The 23,327-nt window shown below is 42.6% G+C and carries 5 protein-coding genes; 4 read left to right on the forward strand and 1 reads right to left on the reverse strand.

What is annotated here, in order from left to right; genetic code table 11:
* Nucleotides 1-92: 92 nt before the first annotated feature.
* Nucleotides 93-938, reverse strand: a complete 846-nt coding sequence (locus ACOQON_RS08635) for an outer membrane beta-barrel protein (RefSeq protein WP_420578522.1) — start codon at nt 936-938, stop codon at nt 93-95.
* A gap of 200 nt (nt 939-1,138) precedes the next feature.
* Between ACOQON_RS08635 and ACOQON_RS08640 the strand changes: the two genes are divergently transcribed.
* From ACOQON_RS08640 to ACOQON_RS08655, 4 genes are all read left to right on the forward strand, one after another.
* The gene (locus ACOQON_RS08640; protein WP_420578523.1) at nt 1,139-2,965 is read left to right on the forward strand and encodes a type IX secretion system membrane protein PorP/SprF; all 1,827 of its coding nucleotides are present in this window, start codon (nt 1,139-1,141) and stop codon (nt 2,963-2,965) included.
* On the forward strand, nt 2,962-6,393 hold the full coding sequence (locus tag ACOQON_RS08645) for an FG-GAP-like repeat-containing protein (protein WP_420578524.1): 3,432 nt from the start codon (nt 2,962-2,964) through the stop codon (nt 6,391-6,393). The genes ACOQON_RS08640 and ACOQON_RS08645 overlap by 4 nt, the downstream gene beginning before the upstream one ends.
* A gap of 195 nt (nt 6,394-6,588) precedes the next feature.
* Nucleotides 6,589-22,215 carry a gliding motility-associated C-terminal domain-containing protein gene (locus ACOQON_RS08650; protein ID WP_420578525.1) on the forward strand — a complete coding sequence of 5,209 codons (15,627 nt, stop codon included), beginning with the start codon at nt 6,589-6,591 and terminating at the stop codon, nt 22,213-22,215.
* A gap of 11 nt (nt 22,216-22,226) precedes the next feature.
* Nucleotides 22,227-23,153 (forward strand): type IX secretion system membrane protein PorP/SprF, encoded by a 927-nt coding sequence (locus ACOQON_RS08655; protein ID WP_420578526.1) that lies wholly within the window; start codon nt 22,227-22,229, stop codon nt 23,151-23,153.
* Nucleotides 23,154-23,327: the final 174 nt, after the last annotated feature.

Raw genomic sequence — 23,327 nt, forward strand, 5'->3', positions numbered from 1 at the left:
CTTTAAAAGTTAAGTTAGGTATTTACCTGTAATTATAGGAATAAATCAATAAAAGGCGGTATTTTTCGGCTATTTAACTTGAAATAATTATATTATTTCTTCTTTTTATTACTTTCCTTGCTTGTACTTCTTCCTTTCCTTTTCAGGTTAGCGTCATAGTTAAATAAGTAGGCAATTCCGATCGTGGCAAAATTGTGATAGTACTCCAGATTTTCTCGATAATTGCCACCACCTCCTAAACCATCTCTGATAAGATTTGTATCCTCATCTGAATTGGTTGCCATATTGCTGTGCTGCCAGGTATACCTAAAGTCCAATTGCAATCTAGATCCTCCTTGAATATCAAAGAACATTCCAGCACCGACTGTAAGACCAAACTGAACCCGATTTGGCTTGCTAACATAAGCTGTAGACGTATTATCTGGAGACGCATTGTCTGAATTAAATTTTAACTTATACTCAATAGGCGGTAGACTTCCATCATCTCTAGGATCAAGAGGCCAAAACTCATCGTTACCTGTAGGATAAACCGTACCTTTGCCTCCTACCCAATAAGCGAGTCTTGGCCCACCATTTACATAATAATGAAACGGAACTTTGCCTAAAGTAACCCTCAGCATGACCGGAGCAGAGATAAAATGGTTGGTCATGTCCGTTTTAACTACTGATCCATCCGTAGGTTGATCCTTTACCGTTTTATGCACACGCTCATATAATAGCTCACCATAAACTGCATACAAATCACTTGCCGTATAAGCCAAAGCAAAACCTGCCTGCCAATTAACGTTTGGCGCTACATTGAAGTCATCTTCATAATCTTTATCCTGATATACATGATCAATGTAACTTACCCCTACCTTGGGACCAAACCAATATTGCCCATAAGAAAGAGTTGTAAGGCAGACCAATAAACAAATCGTAAGAACTGATTTTATCATCACACTACAGCTTTCATTTGTAATAATACGAAATCAAATTGAGTAGATTATGCACAAATCTGATTTCTTTAGGTGTATAGGTGTTTTTTATAGTTAAATACTCCGTAAAACCACGGTAAAAAGAAGGATATTTGTTACGGGTACTGCAAAATGCAATAATTTCTCTAATTTAGGGTTTAGATCAAAGAAATCATCAATACTTGAAACGATTAATGCGCTCTAAGATGGTTTGTGCAATAGAGGTACGGAAAATCTTCCTCATCGGCCTTTTCATCACTCTGCTTCTCCATTCCCACGCTCAACAGCCACAGGTTTATAATCAGTTCTTCATGAATCCTTATATGTACAATCCCGCATATGCGGGTGTAGAAGGACACGCAGCTATTTTTGCTATGTACAGGGATCAATGGACAAATGTAGAAGGCGCACCTCAAATTTCGCACGTTAGTTTTCATGTTCCGCTTCAGGGTGGAATTGCATTAGGAGGTGCAGCATTTAATATCACACAAGGGTTATTAACTACATCCGCGGCAAAGGCATCAGCCTCTTATCTTATTAATATTGATAGAACACACTTTCTTCGGTTTGGAATGTCGCTTGGTGCAGGTATAAACTCTGTTAACATCACTGAATTTGACTCTCCGGGAGACCCGGCTTTTAATAATTTTTTGGATCAGTCTACATTTTTTATAGGTGATTTTGGAGTCGCTTATCACTTTGGCCACTTCAATGTAGGTGTCGCACTGCCTAACCTATTCAGCTATAATCCGATTACTCAGAAAGAAATTGCAGATGTAGAATTTTCTCCTCAAGATAATGTCTTATTCAAAATGAATTATCGAGGACACATTAACGATGATTTCGCATTTGAACCACACCTTATATATAGGTATAGCAACGTAATTCCACATCAATATGAAGGGACACTTATCGCTCACCTCTACCATATCGTTTGGGTAGGCGCTTCCTATCGGCAGGATGCAGGAATAATTGGTTTGGCAGGTGCTAAAATAGCTGAGAAATTTGCTGTAGGATTTGCCTACGAAGTTGGTAACTCAAATATTTCCTCTGAATTAGGCCCTACCCTTGAAGTGAATCTGGGATATCACCTGGGTACCAAAAAAGAGCATGCCGAACACGTTTCTTCATTTATTAAGAGTCATAGGCTGACAGCAGAAGAACGAGCCAGAAAAGCGGAACTTGAAAGACAAAAAAGACTTGCAGCTCTTCAGAAAAGCAGAGAAACTGAAGAAGAGGATGAAGATGCACTATCCATTGCAAAACCAACTGTTCTGGATGATCCGGAACCAGAAGCGGATGTACCAACCGAACAGGCTGATGATTGGGATCACAAGGAAGAGCATGAAGAGCTTACAAGAACCAACCAGTTTGGGGAAGAAGAACGTGGAATCCGATTGGAAAAACCTTCGGCAGATGGCGATAAAAATGTCGTGATCAGCTGGGTGCCGAAAGCTGAAGCTGCTCACATGGCTGTTGCACCTGATGGCCACCTGGAACGAACGCTCCCGGATGGCTCAAAAGAAGTTGGCGTGAAATACGAAAAAACAAATCCTGATGGAAGTGTAGAGCATGTGGTAAAATGGGATAAAGCAATCAGTGAATCACAAGCTGCCACCATATCCGGCAATCCGGACCTGACTGAGGAGCAGCATGATGAGGTAGCGAAAGGCGACCCAGAACTGACAGACGATTTCAGAACGCATGATGAACTTGGTGAGTCTGATGAGCCGGTGGTGACTAGAAGAGGAAATCATTTATTAGAACTTCCTCCGGGAAATTATGTCATTGGTGGTGCTTTTAGCGTTTTTCAAAATGCAGAAGACTACAGTGATGAACTATTCCAGATGGGCTTTCACGACACGAAAGTTGGATACAATAGCGGCAGAGGCTATTACTACGTAGTAGTTTATGAGTCTGGTAGTCTTAGCCAGACCAGAAAGAAGCGAGACGAATTCAGAAACATCCCTGAGCTTTCAAAAGCCTGGGTGCTACAAGTGACCGAATGATGAGGAAATTAATCACACTTTTACTTTTTTGCCCGGTATTGGCAATGGCACAAAAGCCATTCATCAATAGCATCTCCCCTACGCATGCAGAGGTAGGACAAACCGTGACGATCTCAGGTTCAAACCTAAATAATGTAAATGAGGTTTTTTTTGGTGGAGTTTCGGTTGCACCAAGCTTCACTTCCGCAAATAGGGTAACAGTCGTTGTTCCTGGCGGTGCTACCCATGGTTCAATCATCATTCAAACTTCAGATAATTACACGGTGGCATCCAGTGAGCAGTTCTTACTTAGCTTTAGTGGCTCGGATATTACATCTTATGACGATGAGTTTTTAGTTTCTACTGGCTTGACAGATGCTTATGATATCTGTATGTGTGACCTTAGTGGTGATGGAAAAAATGACCTTGCAATCGCTCATAATGCCAATTCCGGAAATGAGGTTACGGTGTATTTAAATAATACAACAGGTACATCTGCTTTTGGTCCGGGTGATTTTGCTAAATCACAAAACATCAATGCAGCCAATAACAATACCGGCACTCTAGCCATCACATGTGGAGATCTGAATCACGATGGTGCACCTGAATTGATTTTCAGTTCAAATGGAACAACCAGCCCGGGAGATGTATTTATTTATCAGAATGACGGAGGCGGGACTATGTCTTTTGCCGATGATTTTAAACTACCAGCAGGTAGTAGTGGAAATAGAGGAGCACGTAAGGTTCGAATTGCCGATATAGACGATGATGGAAATCCGGATGTAATTATTGGCAACAGTTCCGACGGCACAATTCACATTTATAGAGGAAATGGTGACCTGACTTTCAACGCAGTTGATGAAATATCCGTTACCGGCACAATTAATACCAGCTCATTAAATATTTCCGATTTTAATAATGACGGCAAGCAAGACATAGTCTCACTTCCATTCAGAGAGTCTAATGAGGTTATTTCCATTTTGAAAAACACAAGTCAACCAGGTAATATTTCTTTTTCACAACAGACAGGAATTACAGCTTCCGCACAAAGAATCAATGTTGAAACCGCTGATTTCGATGGTGATGGTCTGATCGATATTGCCACAACAAACCAACAGCTTCAAAGAGTTACTGTATATAGAAATACAACATCAGGTAGTGATATCACATTCGCTACAGGAATCAATGTGGATATTTCTGGCGGAGGAGCATGGGGAATTGATATCGGTGATATGAATGGTGATGGTAGCCCCGATTTAATCGTAGGATCAACTTCAACCATTGATGATTTATTTGTGATAGAAAATACCTCTACTTCAGGTACTATCAGTTTTGCCCCACCAACGGCAATACCGACTACAAATACGAATCAAAATGTCGTGGTTGGTGACTTGAATGGTGATGCCCGTCCGGACATAGCATTTACCCACAATATCCAATTAGGCAACCCAGGCAACCTGGGCATTTTCCTGAATAGAAACTGTGTGCAACCAGTGATTACGCCAAGTAATCTTGAATTTTGTAATGGAGATCAATTCAGATTGTTTGCTACAAAAACACAGGGATCCTTTGATTATGATTGGCAGATTACCTCAGGAACTGGAACTGTAGATAATGATAATGGAGATAACGCTGATATTACGATCACCTCCGGACCAGCTACAGTTGAAGTCACCATCACCCACGATAATGGTGAAACTTATGAATGTGCTTTATCTGGTAGCGCCAACTTTACCATTACCGGTGGTTCACCACCTGATCCTCCTGCCTTTGATGCAGGTGCGTCTGATGGGGTTTGTGTTGGAGACCCTTATAGTATTGCTATTTCTGATCCGGGACTTGACGAGAGCTACGATGAATTTGAGTGGACAAAGCCTGACGGTAGCACACAGATCATAACACCGGGATCTCCTACTACCACTTCTTCTTTGGATATTGCCAGTGCAACTTTGGCGGATGCCGGTATATATACTGTGAGAGGCAGACTTAGCGGAGGATGTTATTCGGAAATCTCATCAAATTTTAATTTGGAGGTAAATCAATCGCCTACTCTGGAGATTATCAACGATGACTTAGATTCATTTTGTGCAGGAATTTCGCCTGGAGTAACGTTAAGTGTGCCTGACTATCGGTCAGATGGATTTACGTATGAATGGCTTCTGAATGGTTCCAATTTTGCCGGTGATGTCTCTCAGATTCAAACCAATCAAGAAGGGAACTACACGGTGGAAGTAACCGATGACAATACATTATGTATTACAGAAACAGCTACATACTCCATTGATGCCATAGCCTTACCGACATCAGTAGCGAATGGGCCAACTGAAACATGTGTGGGTATTGAAACCGCTTTCACTTCGGCATCTACTGGTGAAGGAGGTTTTACACTTCAATATGAATGGGTAGTAAACAATGGATCGTCAGATATTCATACAGCAACCTCTCAGAATCTCGATTTTACCTTTCCTTCCACCGGATCATATACAGTCACTCTAAACACTTCATACCCAGATACAGAAGTCTATGCAGGTGGCGGTGGAAGTTTGTGTGAAAGCTCTGATGTTGTAAATGTAACCGTATCGGAAGAACCCGTGATCACTTTCGATGTGACAGATGGCCTTGAGAAATGCCCTAGTGATATCATCCAGGTAGCTCTGACAAGTCCCTCATCCGGAACTATTGACACCTACGAATGGGCAGTGGTGGATATGGCTACCACAGATACTGTATCAACCGCTAGCACTGCAACTGTTGACGCAAGTACTCCTCAGGGTATTAATGGTGTTTGGGTAATCTCAAGAATAACTACAACTATAGGTTGTCAGGTTCAGGATACGGTAACTATTCAAAATTTTTCAGATTCAAACTTAGCTATTGAAGAAGGTCTGGATGCCCTTAATGCTAACAGGGATACACTTGTAGATGGGACAACTTACCCGCTTATCGAATTAACAGATGCAAACTTTACAGAATTAAACGCTTCAGGTGGAACAAACTATGGTTGGATAACAGATTCTGGAGCATCGGACAACTTTGATAATCCAGGTGGTGGAACTACAACCTTCTTCCCTTCCCAACCACTCACATTGGTGACCCTTTCAGGTACCGATGGAAACAATTGTGATGAAACATATACAGTAGCTGTCTTCCTTGATAATTTCAGACCTAGAAAAACCTTCTCTCCTAATGGAGACGGCATGAACGATTGCTGGGAAATTCTGAATATAGGATCATTTGGCAATGATCAGGATTGTAAGGTATTTATATTTGATTCCAGAGGCAGAACTATTCGCACAATTGAAAGTTCGAGTTTTGATGACCCTAATGATAATTGTGTCTGGGATGGAAATTTCAATAATTCACCAGTGCCGGAGGGCGTATATTACTTCGTCATGAAATGTGAGGGTTCTAATACCTCTAAGTCAGGTAGCATATTGCTTGCCAGATAATCCTAATATCCTCTAATTTTAACCTCTAAAAAGAGCTGTTCATCTAAAAACGCTCTTTAAATAATTATATTTATTGTTGATATAATTCATAATTATATTATACTCCTAACTTTACCATGACTCGGTATACCTTTTGATTTTCAGGGGGTTTATCTAGATTGCTAAAGGGTTACATTATGGGTTTAAAGTGTATCTATGTCCGAATCCATTTCAACTAATACCATGAAGCGTCCATGTAGTAAACATAATCAGCTAAGTATGAACAGTGATAGAAGAGATGATATTAAAAATATCAATGAACTACCCGGACATTCCATTAACCGAATAGGAATTAAAAACAACCACATGAAAAGCTATTGGAAGACTGTACTTTTTTCATTTTTCTTTATTTCATCCATTCTGGCCACTGCGCAGGAAATTTGTAACAATGGTGTTGACGATGACGGGGATGGCCTCATTGACTGTTATGATGGAGATTGCTCTCCTACAGATCCTGATGCAACAGGTGTTAACAGGACTTCATGTGAAGGTTTCTTTTTTGGAAACACGGTTCTATGTGCAGATGAAATTGACGTAACTACTTTTGCTATACGTCAGCAATGGGGATCAGAAGATGGTAGTGCAAATAGTCATGCCACCCCGATGGTTGGGGATTTGGATGGAAATGGAATCCCAGAAGTGGTTGCTACCAACAAACAAGCTAGATCAGTCTTTATATTAAATGGCGCGACAGGAGCGACTATTGCCAGCACCACCTTTGGCTTTGACCCTGAAAATGCTCCAGTGCTTGGAGATATTGATAATGATGAGTTTGGAGAAATACTAGTTTCACAGGATCAGGGGGATGATATGATTATGTTCAATCATGATCTTTCTATTAAGTGGTCTGGCAAAGCATCCCGCAATGACGCAATAGGCCTTCCCGGATTTGCAGATTTTGATGAAAATGGTACTGTCGAAATTTACTACCGAAACGAGGTAGTAGATGCAGCCACAGGTAATATCATTGTTGCTGGAACAAACTCAGATTGGGAAAGAAATTTCACTCATGGTTCTTTAGCTGTTGATATTTTCCCTGCCTCCGCATGTGCGGATTGTGCCGGATTGGAATTGGTTTCAGGAAATGAAATTTGGTCTATCAACGAAGCTGCTGGAACAAGAACGCTTGTAGCTGACATGGATGATGATATCCACGATGATATAGCGAGCAATTTAAATTATTATCCAAAATATTATTCAAGCTGGGATGACCAGTGGTCCTCTGTTTCGGCTGCAGATTACAACCTCGATGGAAATATTGACCTGATCATTACAGGTGCTTTGGGAAAAAGCAATGAAACATATAATGGTGAAACAACTATTTTCTTCTGGGATGTAACAAATGGCAATGTGATTACTTACCACGACCCAACGAATGATTTCGTTAGAGGCCCGGGACGTGTGAATATCGGTGATGTGGATGGTGATGGCCAACTCAATGCCAATTTCGTAATGAATCAAAAGCTTTATTCCCTTGATGAGAACTTCAATGTTCATTGGATACACCCAATCAAGGAGGGATCATCAGGTTTTACAGGATGTTCGCTTTTCGATTTCGATGGAGATGGAGCTGTCGAAGTGGTTTACCGGAGTGAGGAATCGTTGCTTATAGTGGACGGTGTTGGTAATGGAGATAATACTACTAGTGAACGACGTGAGATACCCTGTATTTCCAGAACACAGGAAGAGTATCCGGTTATTGCAGATGTCGATGGAGATGGAGCAAGTGAGATATGTATCACATGCTACTTTAATAACAACACACCCTTTAACCCATATGGTAATTCTGAATTTTCTCATGTACGTGTATTCGAATCTGATGGGGAAGCCTGGATGCCGGCACGAGGCGTTTGGAATCAGCATGGATACTATAATGTAAACATCAATGATGACTTAACAATACCTGAAGAAGTTCAGGATCATTCAATTGTATTTTCCCCTGCCGGAACTTGTGAATACGCAGGTGGTGGCACTATTCCTTATGCTAACAGGCCACTTAACACTTTCATCAATCAAGCACCTATACTTAACGAGGATGGATGCGTTGAATTTGCATCACCGGATATAGATTTCATTGGAATTGTGTCCGCCACAGATGCCGCATGTCCTGAAGCAGAAATAACTGTCGAGTTTGAAATTACTAACACCGGAGATATAGGTATTTCAGGCAATCTCCCGGTATCATATTACGCCGGAGATCCTACTGCGGAACCTTCCAATTCAATCTTGCTAGATACGGAAGTAACATTCTTAACCAACTTTGAAGTGGGGGAAACAGTTACGATTACCCAAACTATCGCTGGTATTGGAGGAGATTTTGAATTATTTGTGGTTATTAACGATGCGGGTGGGACACCCCCACTTGATGTTCCTTTACCAACCGCTTCTATTCCAGAATGTGAAACAGGTAATAACATTCAAAGCACACTCGTCGGGTTTCAGACTTTTGATCTGACAGTAGAGAAAATTAATGATAATAGAAAGTGTGATCCGGCAAAACCTGATAATGCCAGTGCTAGAGCTTACTATTTTGGTCCAGCACCTGGTGCTAATGAAAACATTTGGGTTGAGAACTTTCAGGATCGATCAAATGGGGCTAAATCTGATACCGATGAAACTGCCTGGACATCTGACGGTGGCACTCAAAGCCCAAGTTTCTATGGGGTTGCCTCTTACAATGGATCCAACATGTTTAGGGCTTCAGGAACTGGTACATCCAATGATGTTGGAGTAGTTACCTGGACTTCACAGGAAATTGATATTTCAAATTATACTGATGTGGGGGTCACAGTGGATATTTTTGAAAATGGTGATCAGGAAAGTTCCGGTCAGTGGAAAGACTGGGTGAGGGTTAGTTATGAGCTCAGAGATGGTAGCAGTAACGTTATTGAATCCAACGAATTAGGAAATGGATATCAGGATGGAGATTTCACCTATGCTCAGGCAATTGTTGGTAATTTAAGCCCGGATGGATCAGCAGCTTCTCTTGTCATTATTGCAGAAATTCATAACACAAGCTCCTCTGAGCATCATTACATTGACAACATTATCGTAGATGGAACCGGGCCATCCGTCACTGCTGAATACACTGAACCTGATGGATTCGTTTTCAATTGGTACAATGACGATGACTACAGTTCACCGGTATATGTAGGTAGTCAATATCCGCAAATGGCAGAAGGAACCTACGATGTAATAGGGTATTACGGAGCAACTGAGTGTTATTCCGACACAGTAGAAATCACCATTGATTTAGTGACTCCAACCATTTACGCATGGGCCTATGAAGTAAGTTCGGAAACTAACTGTGAATCACCTGATGGTGCTGTCGCAGGATTTGTGTACACGCAAACCACAAATGGAACTTTCCCGGCAAATCCAGGATCCGGTAACTTCCCGTTAGATTCACTCTATCAGGAAGATGGATATACTTTTGAATGGTTTAGAACAACAGACGCAACAAATACTATAATAGGTACCGGCGATACATTGACCAACTTACAGGCAGTAACTGGGGGATTTACTGTGAATGTCACTCAAAATCTTACGGGATGTCAAACCACTGCGATTGGAACAGTAAATAGTAGTCTTATAAAACCTGATGCTGACAATATAGATGTTAATGTGACCAACATTCAAGCATGTGATGGCAGTCAGCCAGGAATCATGTCAGCCAGTATTGGTGGTACAACCGCAGGCTATACCTTTTACTGGTATGATGGAATCGGTGTACGCCCAACTCCTGATCACACAGGTGCCACTTATTCTGTCAATGAACCGGGAAATTATACGGTAGTCGCAGAAGACAATGCCTCTGGCTGTATATCCGATAACTTTAAAACTGTGGTAATGGGTGACGACTCCAACGCCCCTATCCTGACTGCACGAGAAGATCAACCTAACTCGACTTGCGGTTTGAATCCAACTGGAATTGCAGTCGCTGCAGTTAATGGCGCAGAAGGAAATCCGGGATTTGACTACACCTGGTTTGTAGGCGTAAATACAATCCCTGAAAATGAAATTCCATCAGGTTCCTTCCCTAGTGCCTCTTTTGGTGCCGGAGAATGGGAAATGACTGGTTTAAGAGAAGGAACATATACCATCATCGTAGAAGAAACATCAACAGGATGTTCTGATACTACGTCAGTATACATCGCTGATAATTTCGTTGAACCTGAATTTGTCCTTAACAATCAGATTGATACCGATGATGCAATTAATTTGCAGGGTCAGGGGTATGTGGAATTACCACAATTGTTTGGACCTGGAAACCCGGTCACAAACGAACTTACTATCTCATATTGGGCTGATTTCACTTCTGCTAATTATTCAAACGACCACCGAACATTCTCATCAGGATCTACTGGCGAGAATCAGGTATTACTATGGTCGGATAACCATGATGGGTTAGCCTTTGTCGTTAGAACCTCATCAGGTGGTAGGGGACGAATAAACAGCGCCTATTCAGCTACCGGCTGGACACAAGTAACAGGTACATGGAATGGTACAACCGGCGAAATGAAGATGTATGCAAATGGTGTTCTCATTGGAGAGACAAATCATGTTGGAAGTGGTGTATTGAAGAATGCAGGTCCAAACATGTTCCTTGGTCGTGACAACAATCCAGGTTATGGTAAGTTTCAAGGAACTGTAGAAGAACTCAGAATATTCAACGTTGCTTTAGATGAGTCTACCATTAATCAATACTTATGTACTGAATTGGTTGGAAACGAACCTGGACTTGTTGCCTATTATAATTTCAACAATGTAGCGGGTCCCGCAGTAGCTGATGGAGCCAATGTACCAGATGAAACAGGAAATGGTCATGATGGAACAGCGAGAACTTCTACCGGATCAGTCTCAACACTTACTGCGGATATTGAATGTCCTGTGGCAGATGCAGTAGCTAACACTTCGTGCGGAGCACCCAATGGAAGCGTGGATTTAAGCAGTTACATCACCCCAGGTGGTGCCAACTACACGTATAGACTATTTGATGGGTTTTCGACTGATACAGAGCTAGCGAATAACAATACAGGACTTTTCGAAGGCCTTGCTGGTGGATTCTACACCCTAACAGCAGAGGATAATGATACCGATTGTATTACACCTCCGGTTACTGTTTCTATTCCTGACATCCCTGATCATCCAAACATTTTCACTACAGTGACAGATGATCCAAATTGTGGCTCTACTGGCAATGGATCTATAGCAGTCACAAGCTCTTCCAATAGCGAAGAACCTGTCAACGGATATCGATACGAACTGTTTGATGGATTTAATACAGACCCATTGAACTTTATCACAGATGATGTACAGCCGGGAACCGGAACAACATTCTCAGGACTTGAGGATGGTAACTACAGAATCCGAGTAACGAACGAAGATTTGACTTGTAACAGCTTTGTCGATGTGGTTGTTGGTGATGACTCAGAAACCCCTGTGTTTGCTGCATCGAGAACGGTTAATGATAATACCGGCTGTGTCGATCCGAATGGCTTCATCTCTGTAAGTATAGACGGAGACCCGGATGTCAATAACTATATATTCACCTGGTATGCAGGTGATGATCCAAGTATTGACCCAATTGAGGCCGGTCCTCAAGTAGGACTAAACTCAATAGGTGGGACTCCACCAAATGGACTAGCTGCTGGAGATTATACAGTAGTGGCCGAACATGTAGATACTGGCTGTGAAACCGTAGAATTAACTTTGACGGTTAATGACCTACCGTACAATCCTACACCGGTTGCCCAACAAGTAGCACCTCAAACAGATTGCGGGACTGGAAATGGTGAGCTGACTGCTTATATTGACGGGTCTGCTGACCCAACACTATCATGTATAAACTGTACTGAAAGTGATGGGTTTACCTTTGAGTGGTATCTGGATGCCGATTTACTTAATGATGGGAATCCTGCAGCTAATGGATCTGTTCCGACATTCCCTATTGCTGGTGAATTTTCTACTATTGAAGGTCTTGTAGCAGATGAATACACCGTGATTATCACTCATACAGAGACTCAATGCTCAGCAACCGAGTCAATCACACTTGCTGCTGCCCAAATCAATCCGATAATTGCTTTTGACAGTAAGTCACCTAACACGATATGTAATGATGCCAGCACGCCATATACCGGATCTATAACAGTGACTTCCACATTCGATGGAGCAAACTTTACTAATGATCCACTTGCTGATTATGATTGGTATACAGGTTCTGGTGTCAACCCTTTGAACGAAATAGCTGGACAAGACGGCCCTACCCTTTCCAATGTACAGGAAGGTTTCTACACGGTAGTTGTCAGAAATACCGAAACAGGATGTTCCTCTACCTCCATCATTGAGGAGGTAGTTGAGGCTCATGATGAACCTACGGTTTCTTTTATAAATAACACACCAAACTCAGTATGTGATCCTGTATTAGGCACTGGAAATTATAATGGGTCTGTAGAAGTAGATACAGATCCAGGCGTGATTGGTGGATCAGGAGATTTTGATTTCCAATGGTTTACAGGAGCTGGAACTACTCCGGGTCAGGAAATTGGAGGTGCAACCCTTGCTACACTATCAAATGTGCAGCATGGAATGTATTCTGTTGAGATAACAGACAACATTACAGGATGTATCATTTCAGATGATATACAAATCAGTGATGCAAGAACCAACCCTACATTGGTACTGGGAGATATAAACGTGTCCGATGTATCCGTTTGTACCGGTGCAGTGAACTTCCCTAATGGATCAGTCACTGTAACTACTGTAGATGGCTTTACCTCTGCTGATCCGGAATTTGCTGACTATTCATTCCAATGGTTTACCGGTGCAGGAACAGGTTCTCCTATTGGTGGTGAAACATCGAATGTATTGAACAACCGTGGTACAGGTGAGTATACAGTTCGAGCAGTCAATGATTTAACAGGGTGTCTATCCCCTACCCGAACAGTAGAAATTGAGGAGTCATTGATTGACATTAATGCAGCAGAAACGATTCAGCACTATACTAATTGTGTGAGTCCAAATGGTTCTATTCAGGTGACAGCTTCTATGGCTTCAGGGCCAGCGCCTTCCGGATTTACATTCGATTGGTTCTTCGGTAGCGGTACCAGCGAACCACTTGATGCATCTGATTTGACAGATGGTTCTAATTTCGCCATCACTCCGACAGGAACAGATCAGTCTACTGCCTCAGGTTTGGAAGATGGAACCTACACAGTCAGAATAACAAATGACGATACACAGTGTACCGAGGTATTTGAGTACGATGTAGAGGAAAACCAGATTATCCCATCGCTGGATGAGGTGATTATAGCCGCTGGCGTGACAGACAACACTGTTTGCGACCCTGCAGAGGCGGATGGATTAGGAAATGATTACAATGGAATTATTGATGTTGCTGGTTCGGTTACGCCAACCATTGGTGGTGGTACATCTTACACTTTTAGACTGTTTGATGATACAGATACTGAAATCGATGCAATTAATTCGCCTACAACTACCTTCGTGAATGTCGCTCCCGGTGATTATACTATTACTGCTGAGATTACGAACCCTGCAAATGGTGGAGTAGGTTGTCAGAGCACTGCCGCAGCGGTGACAGTCGGTAACAACTTAACATTACCTGATTTTGACCTTACAGGTAATCCGGATGTCCTTTGTAGTTCTGACAATGGCTCAATTGATATTGATTTTTCAGGAGGCGTGCCAGCAGATGGTTTTGAGATTGAGATTTTCACGAATGCTGGGGCAACAATTAGTCAGGAATTAATTGGAGCTGCCATTACGACATTCCCTCAGAGCTCCACAGCTAACCTAACAACCGGCACATACCATGTGAGGTTTATTAATAACACCACGGGTTGTTCTGCTATTGAATCTGTATTTGTGAATGAAGTAGAGGACACTCCAACCATGGATCCATTGGACGTGGTGAAATCTGATGACACTTTCTGTAATGCGGATAATGGCTCAATTGCCATAACAGTAGATGACTCGAATACTCCTAACAACATCGGAAACAATCCAATTTTCAGACTATATCAGGGTAATTCTTCCAGTGGCACTTTACTGGACACTCAACAACCTGGACCTGGAACCACAAGCCACACCTTCTCCGGACTTGCCCAGGGAACATATACAGTGACGGTAGAAAGAGTAGAGTCTGGTTGTATTTCTAACGAGGTAACCAGAACAGTAAATGAAGTTTTAGTCACCTTTTCCCCTTCTATTACAGAAGTAAATCAACAGACCTCATGTGATCTAAATGATCCAAATGGAGAGATGTCAGCTGATGCAGATGGTGGTGGCACGGTAGCCGGATACAATTTTCAGTGGTTTAGAGGGACATCTACAAACCCAGCGCAAGAAGTAACTGCACAATTTGCTACCGCTGTAGTTTTCGGAACAAACAATAGCCAGGTAAGAGGTTTACCTGCAGGCACATACACGGTTCGAGTAACGGATCTCACTTCAGGCTGTTTCTACACTGAGCAGGCAACACTGCAAAACATGCAGGTAGACCCGGCCTTTGTCGGAGGCATAGGTGTTAATGACAGTGATCAATGTAGCCCAGGCAATGGTAGTCTCACAGTTACAGTAGATGATGCAGGAAGTCCCGACCCAAACAATGGGGCGACTGGTTACACATTCGAATTATTTGAAGGCACAAGCTTAATTGGTAGTCCACTTCAATCCGTAACACGACCAAATTCCGGACTGCCAAACGATGAAGATACGTTTGCGTTTACCGGGCTCTCAGAAGGTGATTATACGATCCGTGTGACAGATAACAGTACTTCTTGTTTAGTCGTGTCAGGAACAGAAACTATAAACTATGTCGGGCCTAACCCTACTATCACACCTGAGGATATGGACAATGATCCATTAACACTAACCTGCTTCGATAATGATGGAACCTTAGATATCGATGATGCTATCTCCAACGTTCCTGGTACATATACAGATGACATAACTATCACGTGGTTTATAGGAACTGATACCAGCGATGTGTCCAACTTAATCTCTGCACAAGTACCAGGTGCTACTTTTGCCAATACCACCATGTTAAATAATGGAGGGTCTACAATTAATGTTATAAACGGACTGGTTGATAATCTACCAGCAGTGAGTTACACTGGAGTGATAGAATTTACTAACGGATGCAAATTCCTGATAAATACCAGTTTATCAATTCTTGAGCAGCCAGACGTTCTAACATCTGTTTCAACAAATAACACTAGATGTGACGCTCCATATGATGGTGAAATCACTATTGACATTGATCCTGATGACGGAATATCGGCTGTCCAATATGAGTATTTCGTGTACGAAGGTGATGTAGCAATAGCACCCAACACAGATCCTGATGGACCTTTTACGCCTCCTTTGGATGATCCGGCATACGGAGCTCCGGTTGCAAGTGGTTTATTCCCTGATAATGGAACAGCTGCAGGAGCCGCGAATGCATCAAGTGTAACAATTCCAAACTTGAATTCTGGTAATTATACCATAGGTATTAGAATTGATGATGCAGATGGATGTATTACAAACATTCTTTCAGAAACCATCAATGATCCTGAAGAACCGTCAGTTGTCCTGAACACAAAATCTGACAATACAGTATGTGATGTATCCGGCGGATTATTCTATAATGGATCAATTACTGTAGATGCCTCTCACCCAAGCCTGGCTGATGCAGCTGATTTCACATGGTATGAAGACTTAGACGATAATGGTACGTATGTGGCATTGCTTGCCGGAAATGGATCCGGAGCAGGCTTCAATGTGGCCAACGAAACAGAAAACGGTGTTACAACGAATACAGTAACCGGATTAGGTGCTGGTAAATATCGTGTGATTATTGAAAACAATGCCTCGGCTTGTGAAGACACATTAGATGTAGAGATTTTTGATGATCCCCTTCCTCTCGACTTTGATGATGGTGTGGCAACACAAACAGATCAATTGGATTGTTCTGGTGGCACCAATGAGTTTGGAGTTTTCAATTTTCCTACTGTGGTCGAAGACGGTATAGCATTAGGTGCCGCAAGTGCCGATGGTAACTTTGATATCACGTGGGAGTATGATTCTGATCAGGACGGTACATTTGAAGTAACTCCTTTCACACCAAACAATGATCAAAATGACGCAGACGACCTTGCTCCTGGTGACTATAGGATCACCATTGAAAGCCTGACAAGCGGTTGTACAACGGAATATGATTTCACTATAGAAGATGTAAGTGAAGATCCGGTAATTACTTTGGTAGGAAGCATCAATGACAACACGATATGTGACGGTGGACCAACCAATCCAAATGGATCCATTACAGTTCAGATTGAAAACCAATCCGGTGTTGTTCAGAATCCTGTCAATTACAGCATCCAGTGGTACAAGGGAAGTGTATCAGGTACAACAAGAGTTCCTCAGGATTTAGAGGTGACTGCTACGACCCCTACTACTGCTACTACTGCATCTCTGGTTGGAGTTGATGATGGGAATTACATTGTAGTTATAACTGATATAGTTCCAAATAGTGAAAGTTGTGAAACGGAGAGTACATTCTTCGTTGTTGAGGATGATTTATCAGAAATAGAAATTCAACAACTGGAGGGTGTCGATTACACCATTGGACACCAGACGTTCTGTAATCCGGACGAAAACGGAATTATCACCATAACAAATGTATATGTGGATGGAGCTCCTCTGGATGCAGCGACTGGCAACTTCCAGTTTACCTGGTATGATGATGATTTGGGAACACCAATTTCAGTGGGGACCATTGCTGGAGCTAATGATCAAATTGCTCAGGATCTTCCTGCTGGAACATACTACACAGAGGTGTTGAATGAAGATGACGATTGTGTGTCAGAACTCGTTTCGTTCACTATTGACGATGATAGAGTCATCCCTAACCTACAAACGGAGCAATTAGCGAGAGATTCTGTTTGTACAACCACTGCTGGAAGCGGAAGTGTTCTTGCTTCCGTAATTCTTCCAGGTGGAGCTACAGATGCAGCCGGAGAATATACATTCGAATGGTTTGAAGGTGCAGGAAATGCAGGTGATGCCAACTTCTCCTTAAACGGAGGCGGTGGATCCGTGACTGCCACTGGTTTCATCATTGGAGGTGCAAATGGCGAACAAGTAGATAATCTACCAGCTGGAGTGTACGAAGTAGTTGTATCGAATAACGCTGGAGGAAGTGATGGAGATGCATGCTCTGCAACAAGTCAGGTCACTGTTAACCAGTTTACTCCTGTAATAAGCATTGCTACAGCCGACATCACTATAATGGATAATGAAAACTGCTCACCATCTCCGAATGGCTCTGCAGAAGTAACTCGAGTAAGGGTAACTTCAGTGAATGGTGGCACCTACTTCATCAGACCAACTGATCCGGAGTGGGCGAACCTGACATGGGAATGGTATGATAATCCTACCGGAGGAGCCCCTATTGACAATGATGAACTTTTATCAAATGTTGGATTAGGAGATGGAACCTATTATGTGACGATCAGCAACTGGTCAGACAATGGATGTGGAATGACCAATAGAAAAGAAGTGATCGTTGATGATGACATCTCCCCTATTACAATCACACTTACTGAAGATGCACCGGATAATTTCTGTGCACCGGTAACTGCCGGTAACGGACAGATCACTGCATCCCTGGATATCAATGGAGTTGCAGAAAATGGCGCACATTATACAGTGGAGTGGTTTGAAGGATCAGGTTTTGGAAGCGCCATAGGTGCTACAGTGTCTGGGTTCAGCCTAAGTAATAATGATCTCACCTTAACCGATATTCCTGATGGAACATACACGATCAGAGTGACCAAAGATAATACTGGTGCAGGTGCGACAGCTCCTAGTTTGGAGTGTGTGGCCTCAGCTGAAATCACGCTTACATCTGATGAAGAAGAGATAACGCTTGAGCACGATGTGGATTACACAAGAACACCAAATACGGTATGTGATGACGCAGTTGTGGGTAACTTCAATGGAGGTATCACGATTACTGATGTAACCGAGGGAGGTGCAAAAGTTGGTGGAACTGCAGGGTATAGTTTCACATGGACTAGTGAAGGTGGAGCGGCGCTTCCTGCCGGAGCTACAGGGGGAAACACGCCTGTTTTAGGTCAGGTTCCTGCAGGAATTTATGAAGTAACTATTGAAAATGATGCGAGAGATTGTTTCTCTGAAATCATTCAAATCGAGGTAGAGGATGATTTTACATATCCTACCCTAGCCTTAAATGTTACTTCAACTAATACCCATTGTGATGGGGCACCAACCCTTACAGGTGCCATTGAAGCTACTGCTGCAGGTGGTAGCGGAACCTATACGTTTGCATGGCATGATGGACAAAACCCTTCAGGAGGAACTACGACGGCAATTATTGGTGGTGTAAATCCTGTATCAACAGCTTCGAATCTTGATGGAGGATTCTTCACGGTGGTTGCAACTGATGTCAACACCGGGTGTACTGTTACAGAGACTGCCTTCGTGGATGAATCACTAGATATTCCAACATTAGATATTGCCACGATCAGGGCTGCAGTATTACCAGATACCTTGTGCGATACACATCCCGATGTTCATAGTGGACGCATCACGATCAACGATGGCGATATCAACGATAGCGGTACAGGTGATCTGACTGATTACAACATCAGCATTACCGATGGTGGTGGTGCCGATGTAGCCGGATCTCCTTTCAATGCTACAGCATTAACAACCATTGAGGTGACGAACCTTCCTGCTGATACATATAGCATTGATGCATTGAATAATACTACAGGTTGTTCAGTAGCTACAGGTACGGTGGTAATCCAAAATCAGGAGCGACAACCACTTGTAACACTTGAAAGCATCACACCAAACAGAAATTGTGTAGGGGGTACATTGGCTGTTGGTGGTTTAACAGTGTTGGTAGATGGGGTTTATGACCATAACAATCAAGGATTCTTAACATTCCTTTGGGAAGATGTTGCCTCAGGGAACGATGTGAATGCAGAATTTGGAGTTACTGAGGATGAGGCTGTTCTTAGTGGCGTTCCTGCTGGTGATTATAGAGTGATTGTTACAAACAACAACACCTCCTGCTCATCAACTAGAGTTTATACTGTGCCGGACATTCCTGTGTCTCCTATCATTACCAGCTCTGAGGTGAACAACAATACCGTATGCGCCCCTCCTGCTGTAGCAAATGGATCATTCGTATTGGTTGAAGCTAGCTATGATGGTCAATTGTATGACAATGATGGGGCTAGCAACCCAATTGACGGAGTGTTTGAATTAGAGGTATTCACCAGGGCTGGTGATGTACAACAAGGGGGCACCATTACCAATGTACCTTATGAGGTAACTGGACTGGTTCCAGATGATTATTATGCGGTTATCAGACACGTTGGAAGCCAGTGTACTTCAGCAGAGGTGGATTTTGAAATTGAGGATAATCCATTCTTCCCTGAAATAACTTTGACAATTGATGCAGCGGATTCTACCTGTGCTGCAGACCCGGGAGTTATCGTTCCTGGCGGAACACTAACAGCGCTGGCAGACGGTGAGGACCATACCAATGGGGACTACTCATTCCAGTGGTATGAAGGACCAACATCAACAATTGGCCCTGGAACACAGCTTGATGGAAGTCCTCTGGCGAATGGATCTGTGCCGGTAGGATTTGATGAATCTACAGTTTCCGGATTGGCGACTGGAGTATACAGTGTTGAGGTAATGCAAACATCCACTGGATGTACAAGTGTAGCTCAAATCAACGTGCCTAATGTCCCTGTTGAGGTTGAAATCATCTCGGTAGATGTGACAGATGTGACAAGTTGTAGTCCGTTTGATGGTATCATTGATGTTACTGGTGTTGAGCGAAGCAACCAACCAGATAATCTAGCCGATTACAGTTTCGATTTCTATGATGAAAATCCGAACAATGTGGGAGCAACACCTGTATTCAATGTTCCTACAGATGGGGCAGTATTTAATGCTGCGAGTGCCGGAACCTATTATATCATAGGAACCAATACTGTAGTGAACTGCACCACTCCTATCTTCCAGGTAGAGGTAGATGAAGATATTACATTGCCAGAGCTAACAAATGTGGTATCCATGCCACAAACCAACTGTGACCCTGGTAACCCTGACGGAAGTATGTCGATATTTATCGATGATCCATTGACGCCTGCTACAGATGAACTGGCGCCTGCTATGCCTGACTACACAGTGACTTGGTATATAGGGACAGATACGACTGCAGCTAACCAACTTCAGAATGGAGTTGATCCGGGTAACGGTTCAATACCAGCTGGGGTCAGTACCTCCATTGTCTCAGGACTTACTGGCGATGAATTCTACACCTTCATGGTTATTGATAATGCAACAGGATGTGCTTTGATCGATACAGAGTTCTTGCCTTTCCAAGAGCGGAATTTTGATGTCACTCTCGATATAGATCCTGTTACTATTTGTTCTTTTGATAACGGATCAATTACTGCACGCGTAGGCGGTGGATTTAGTGACTATGATTTCTATTGGTATAATGGATTTGTTTCAAGCCCTGACTCAACAGCTTATGACTACCCATTATCAAATGGCAACAGACTTGATTCTATTGGTTTAGGGAATGGAAATGGGGGAAATTACACGGTCTTGGTTGTTGAAAAAGGCGACCGTTATTGTTCGGTTGTTGAGTTCGCCACAATAAATGAGCGACTACCGGAAATTGAATATGAGCTCGAAACAAGTCCTGTTACAGTGTGTTTTGACGACAAAAATGGTTTTGCAAGAGTCACACTACCTGATGACGCTGGAAGCATTTCACATGTATGGTACGATCCTGATGGTGACTCATTAACCAATTCAAATGCGATAAGTGGGTTAGAGGCTGGTCAGTATAGACTCTTATTAACTAACAGTGAGAATGGATGTTTCGAGGAAGTGTTCTTTGACATATTTGATGAATCCGTTTTACCAAATGCACCGACAGTCATTGTAAACAATGGACGAAATAATTGCTCCTTTTCAAATGGTAGCGCTATTGCCAATGTCGATGGATTGACAAGTAATTTCTTGTTCGAATGGTTTGACCCAAGCAATATGAATACACCATATGCAACAGGTGCAGAGGTATTCAACTTAGATTCAATAACATACTTGGTTAGGGCAACAAACCTTGCAACTGGATGTGAATCGCCAATGACCTCTGTTGAGGTTGGATACGAAGTTGTAGATCCTGAATTTGTGGTGTCATTTAACAACTCTGTTTGTTTGAGAACGGAAGATGGGTCGACTAACCAATTTACTGGTACTGCTATCATACAGTTCGATGAGTTTAATCTGGCAACAAATTATGAATGGAGAGATTCAAACGGTACGCTGGTAGGAACAGATTCACGATTGATAGATGCATACCCTGGAGATTATACGGTGACCTTTACCGCAGAAAATGGATGTTCTTACGAAGCTTCATTCACGATAGAAACATCGCTGACAATCTATAATGGAGTATCGGCGAACGCAGATGGTAAAAATGACTTCTTCTTGATCGACTGTATAGATTATTTCCCGAATAACAACGTTAAGATCTATAACCGTGCTGGTCAGCGACTTTACGAAGTGGATGGGTACAATAACACCGATGTTCGATTTGAAGGGTTCAGTAATGTGGGAGGCGGAGGTCTTCAGTTGCCTACCGGAACGTATTTCTACGTTATCGATTTAGGCAATGGAGAGGATCCGGTACAAGGATTTTTAGAATTAGTTCGGTAATTTTAGCACCAATGAAAAAGCTAGCAGTCGTATTTTTTCTAATGATTATGGTCAGCTGTGCATTTGCACAGCAGCGACCGGTCATGTCTACCTATATGTTTAATGGGTTGGCGCTGAACCCGGCCTATGCTGGAAGCTTAAACATTTTAAGTGCGAGCTTTATCCACAGGAAGCAATGGATCAATGTCGATGGAGCACCCAGATCAAATGTGCTATCTGTTCATAGTTCATTTTATGGTAATCAGATCGGTCTGGGACTACAGGCAGCTGAGGATGTGATTGGCGTTCATAAGGAATCCTCTATGTATATCAGTGGAGCATACAAAATCAAAACAAGTGCTGGAATTCTGGCCATGGGGCTCTCAGGAGGTTTTGATAACAGAAGATCAAATTTTGAGGAACTGAACCTCCTAAGAGAGGATGACGAGCTCTTATCCGGTACTCCTACCCGATTCACACCTAATTTTGGTACCGGGATCTACTTCGCGAACCCAAGAATGTATGCAGGAGTATCTGTTCCATTTATCCTGGAAAACACACTCTATGAGGTGCAGGCCGAGGATGGCACCACTACCGAAGGTAGAGAAAGCAGATACTATTACGCGACTGGCGGTGTAATCTTTGACATCAACCCAAATGTGAAATTTAGCCCCTCTGCCCTATTTAGATACCAAGAGCAAAGCAGAGTTGGTTGGGACTTGAATGCTACAGTCATTTTTGATGGAATTGCTTATGCCGGCGTATCCTACAGAAGCGGAGATGCATTGGTATTCTTAACACAGCTGATCCTGAATGAAAATTTCAGAATAGGTTACGCTTACGATGCAACAGTGAATGCGTTGGCAAACGAATCTCGAGGTACACACGAAATCATGCTCAACTATCGTGTAAAGCTCAGAAATTATAAGAAAGACCCTCAGTGTCCGGTTTATTTCTAAGCTATTTGGTGAAATAGGTACTTTGTAAAAGCAAGAACGTCATGCTGAGACTAGCCGTCCGCACTTATTTCAGCATCTTTCTGCTACAGTTCATATTGAACTAAAAATATCCTGAAACACTGGCCCGTCCGTTCAGGCGGGAGTTCAGGTGACACACAAGTTGTGATAGACCGC

The organism is Ekhidna sp., from assembly GCF_965221965.1.
Taxonomy (GTDB): Bacteria; Bacteroidota; Bacteroidia; order Cytophagales; family Cyclobacteriaceae; genus Ekhidna.

Excerpts from the sequence above, each read along its gene's own strand:
- ACOQON_RS08635 (WP_420578522.1), bottom strand. The coding sequence starts at position 938 with ATGATAAAATCAGTTCTTACGATTTGTTTATTGGTCTGCCTTACAACT.
- ACOQON_RS08645 (WP_420578524.1), top strand. The coding sequence starts at position 2,962 with ATGATGAGGAAATTAATCACACTTTTACTTTTTTGCCCGGTATTGGCA.
- ACOQON_RS08650 (WP_420578525.1), top strand. The coding sequence starts at position 6,589 with ATGTCCGAATCCATTTCAACTAATACCATGAAGCGTCCATGTAGTAAA.
- ACOQON_RS08655 (WP_420578526.1), top strand. The coding sequence starts at position 22,227 with ATGAAAAAGCTAGCAGTCGTATTTTTTCTAATGATTATGGTCAGCTGT.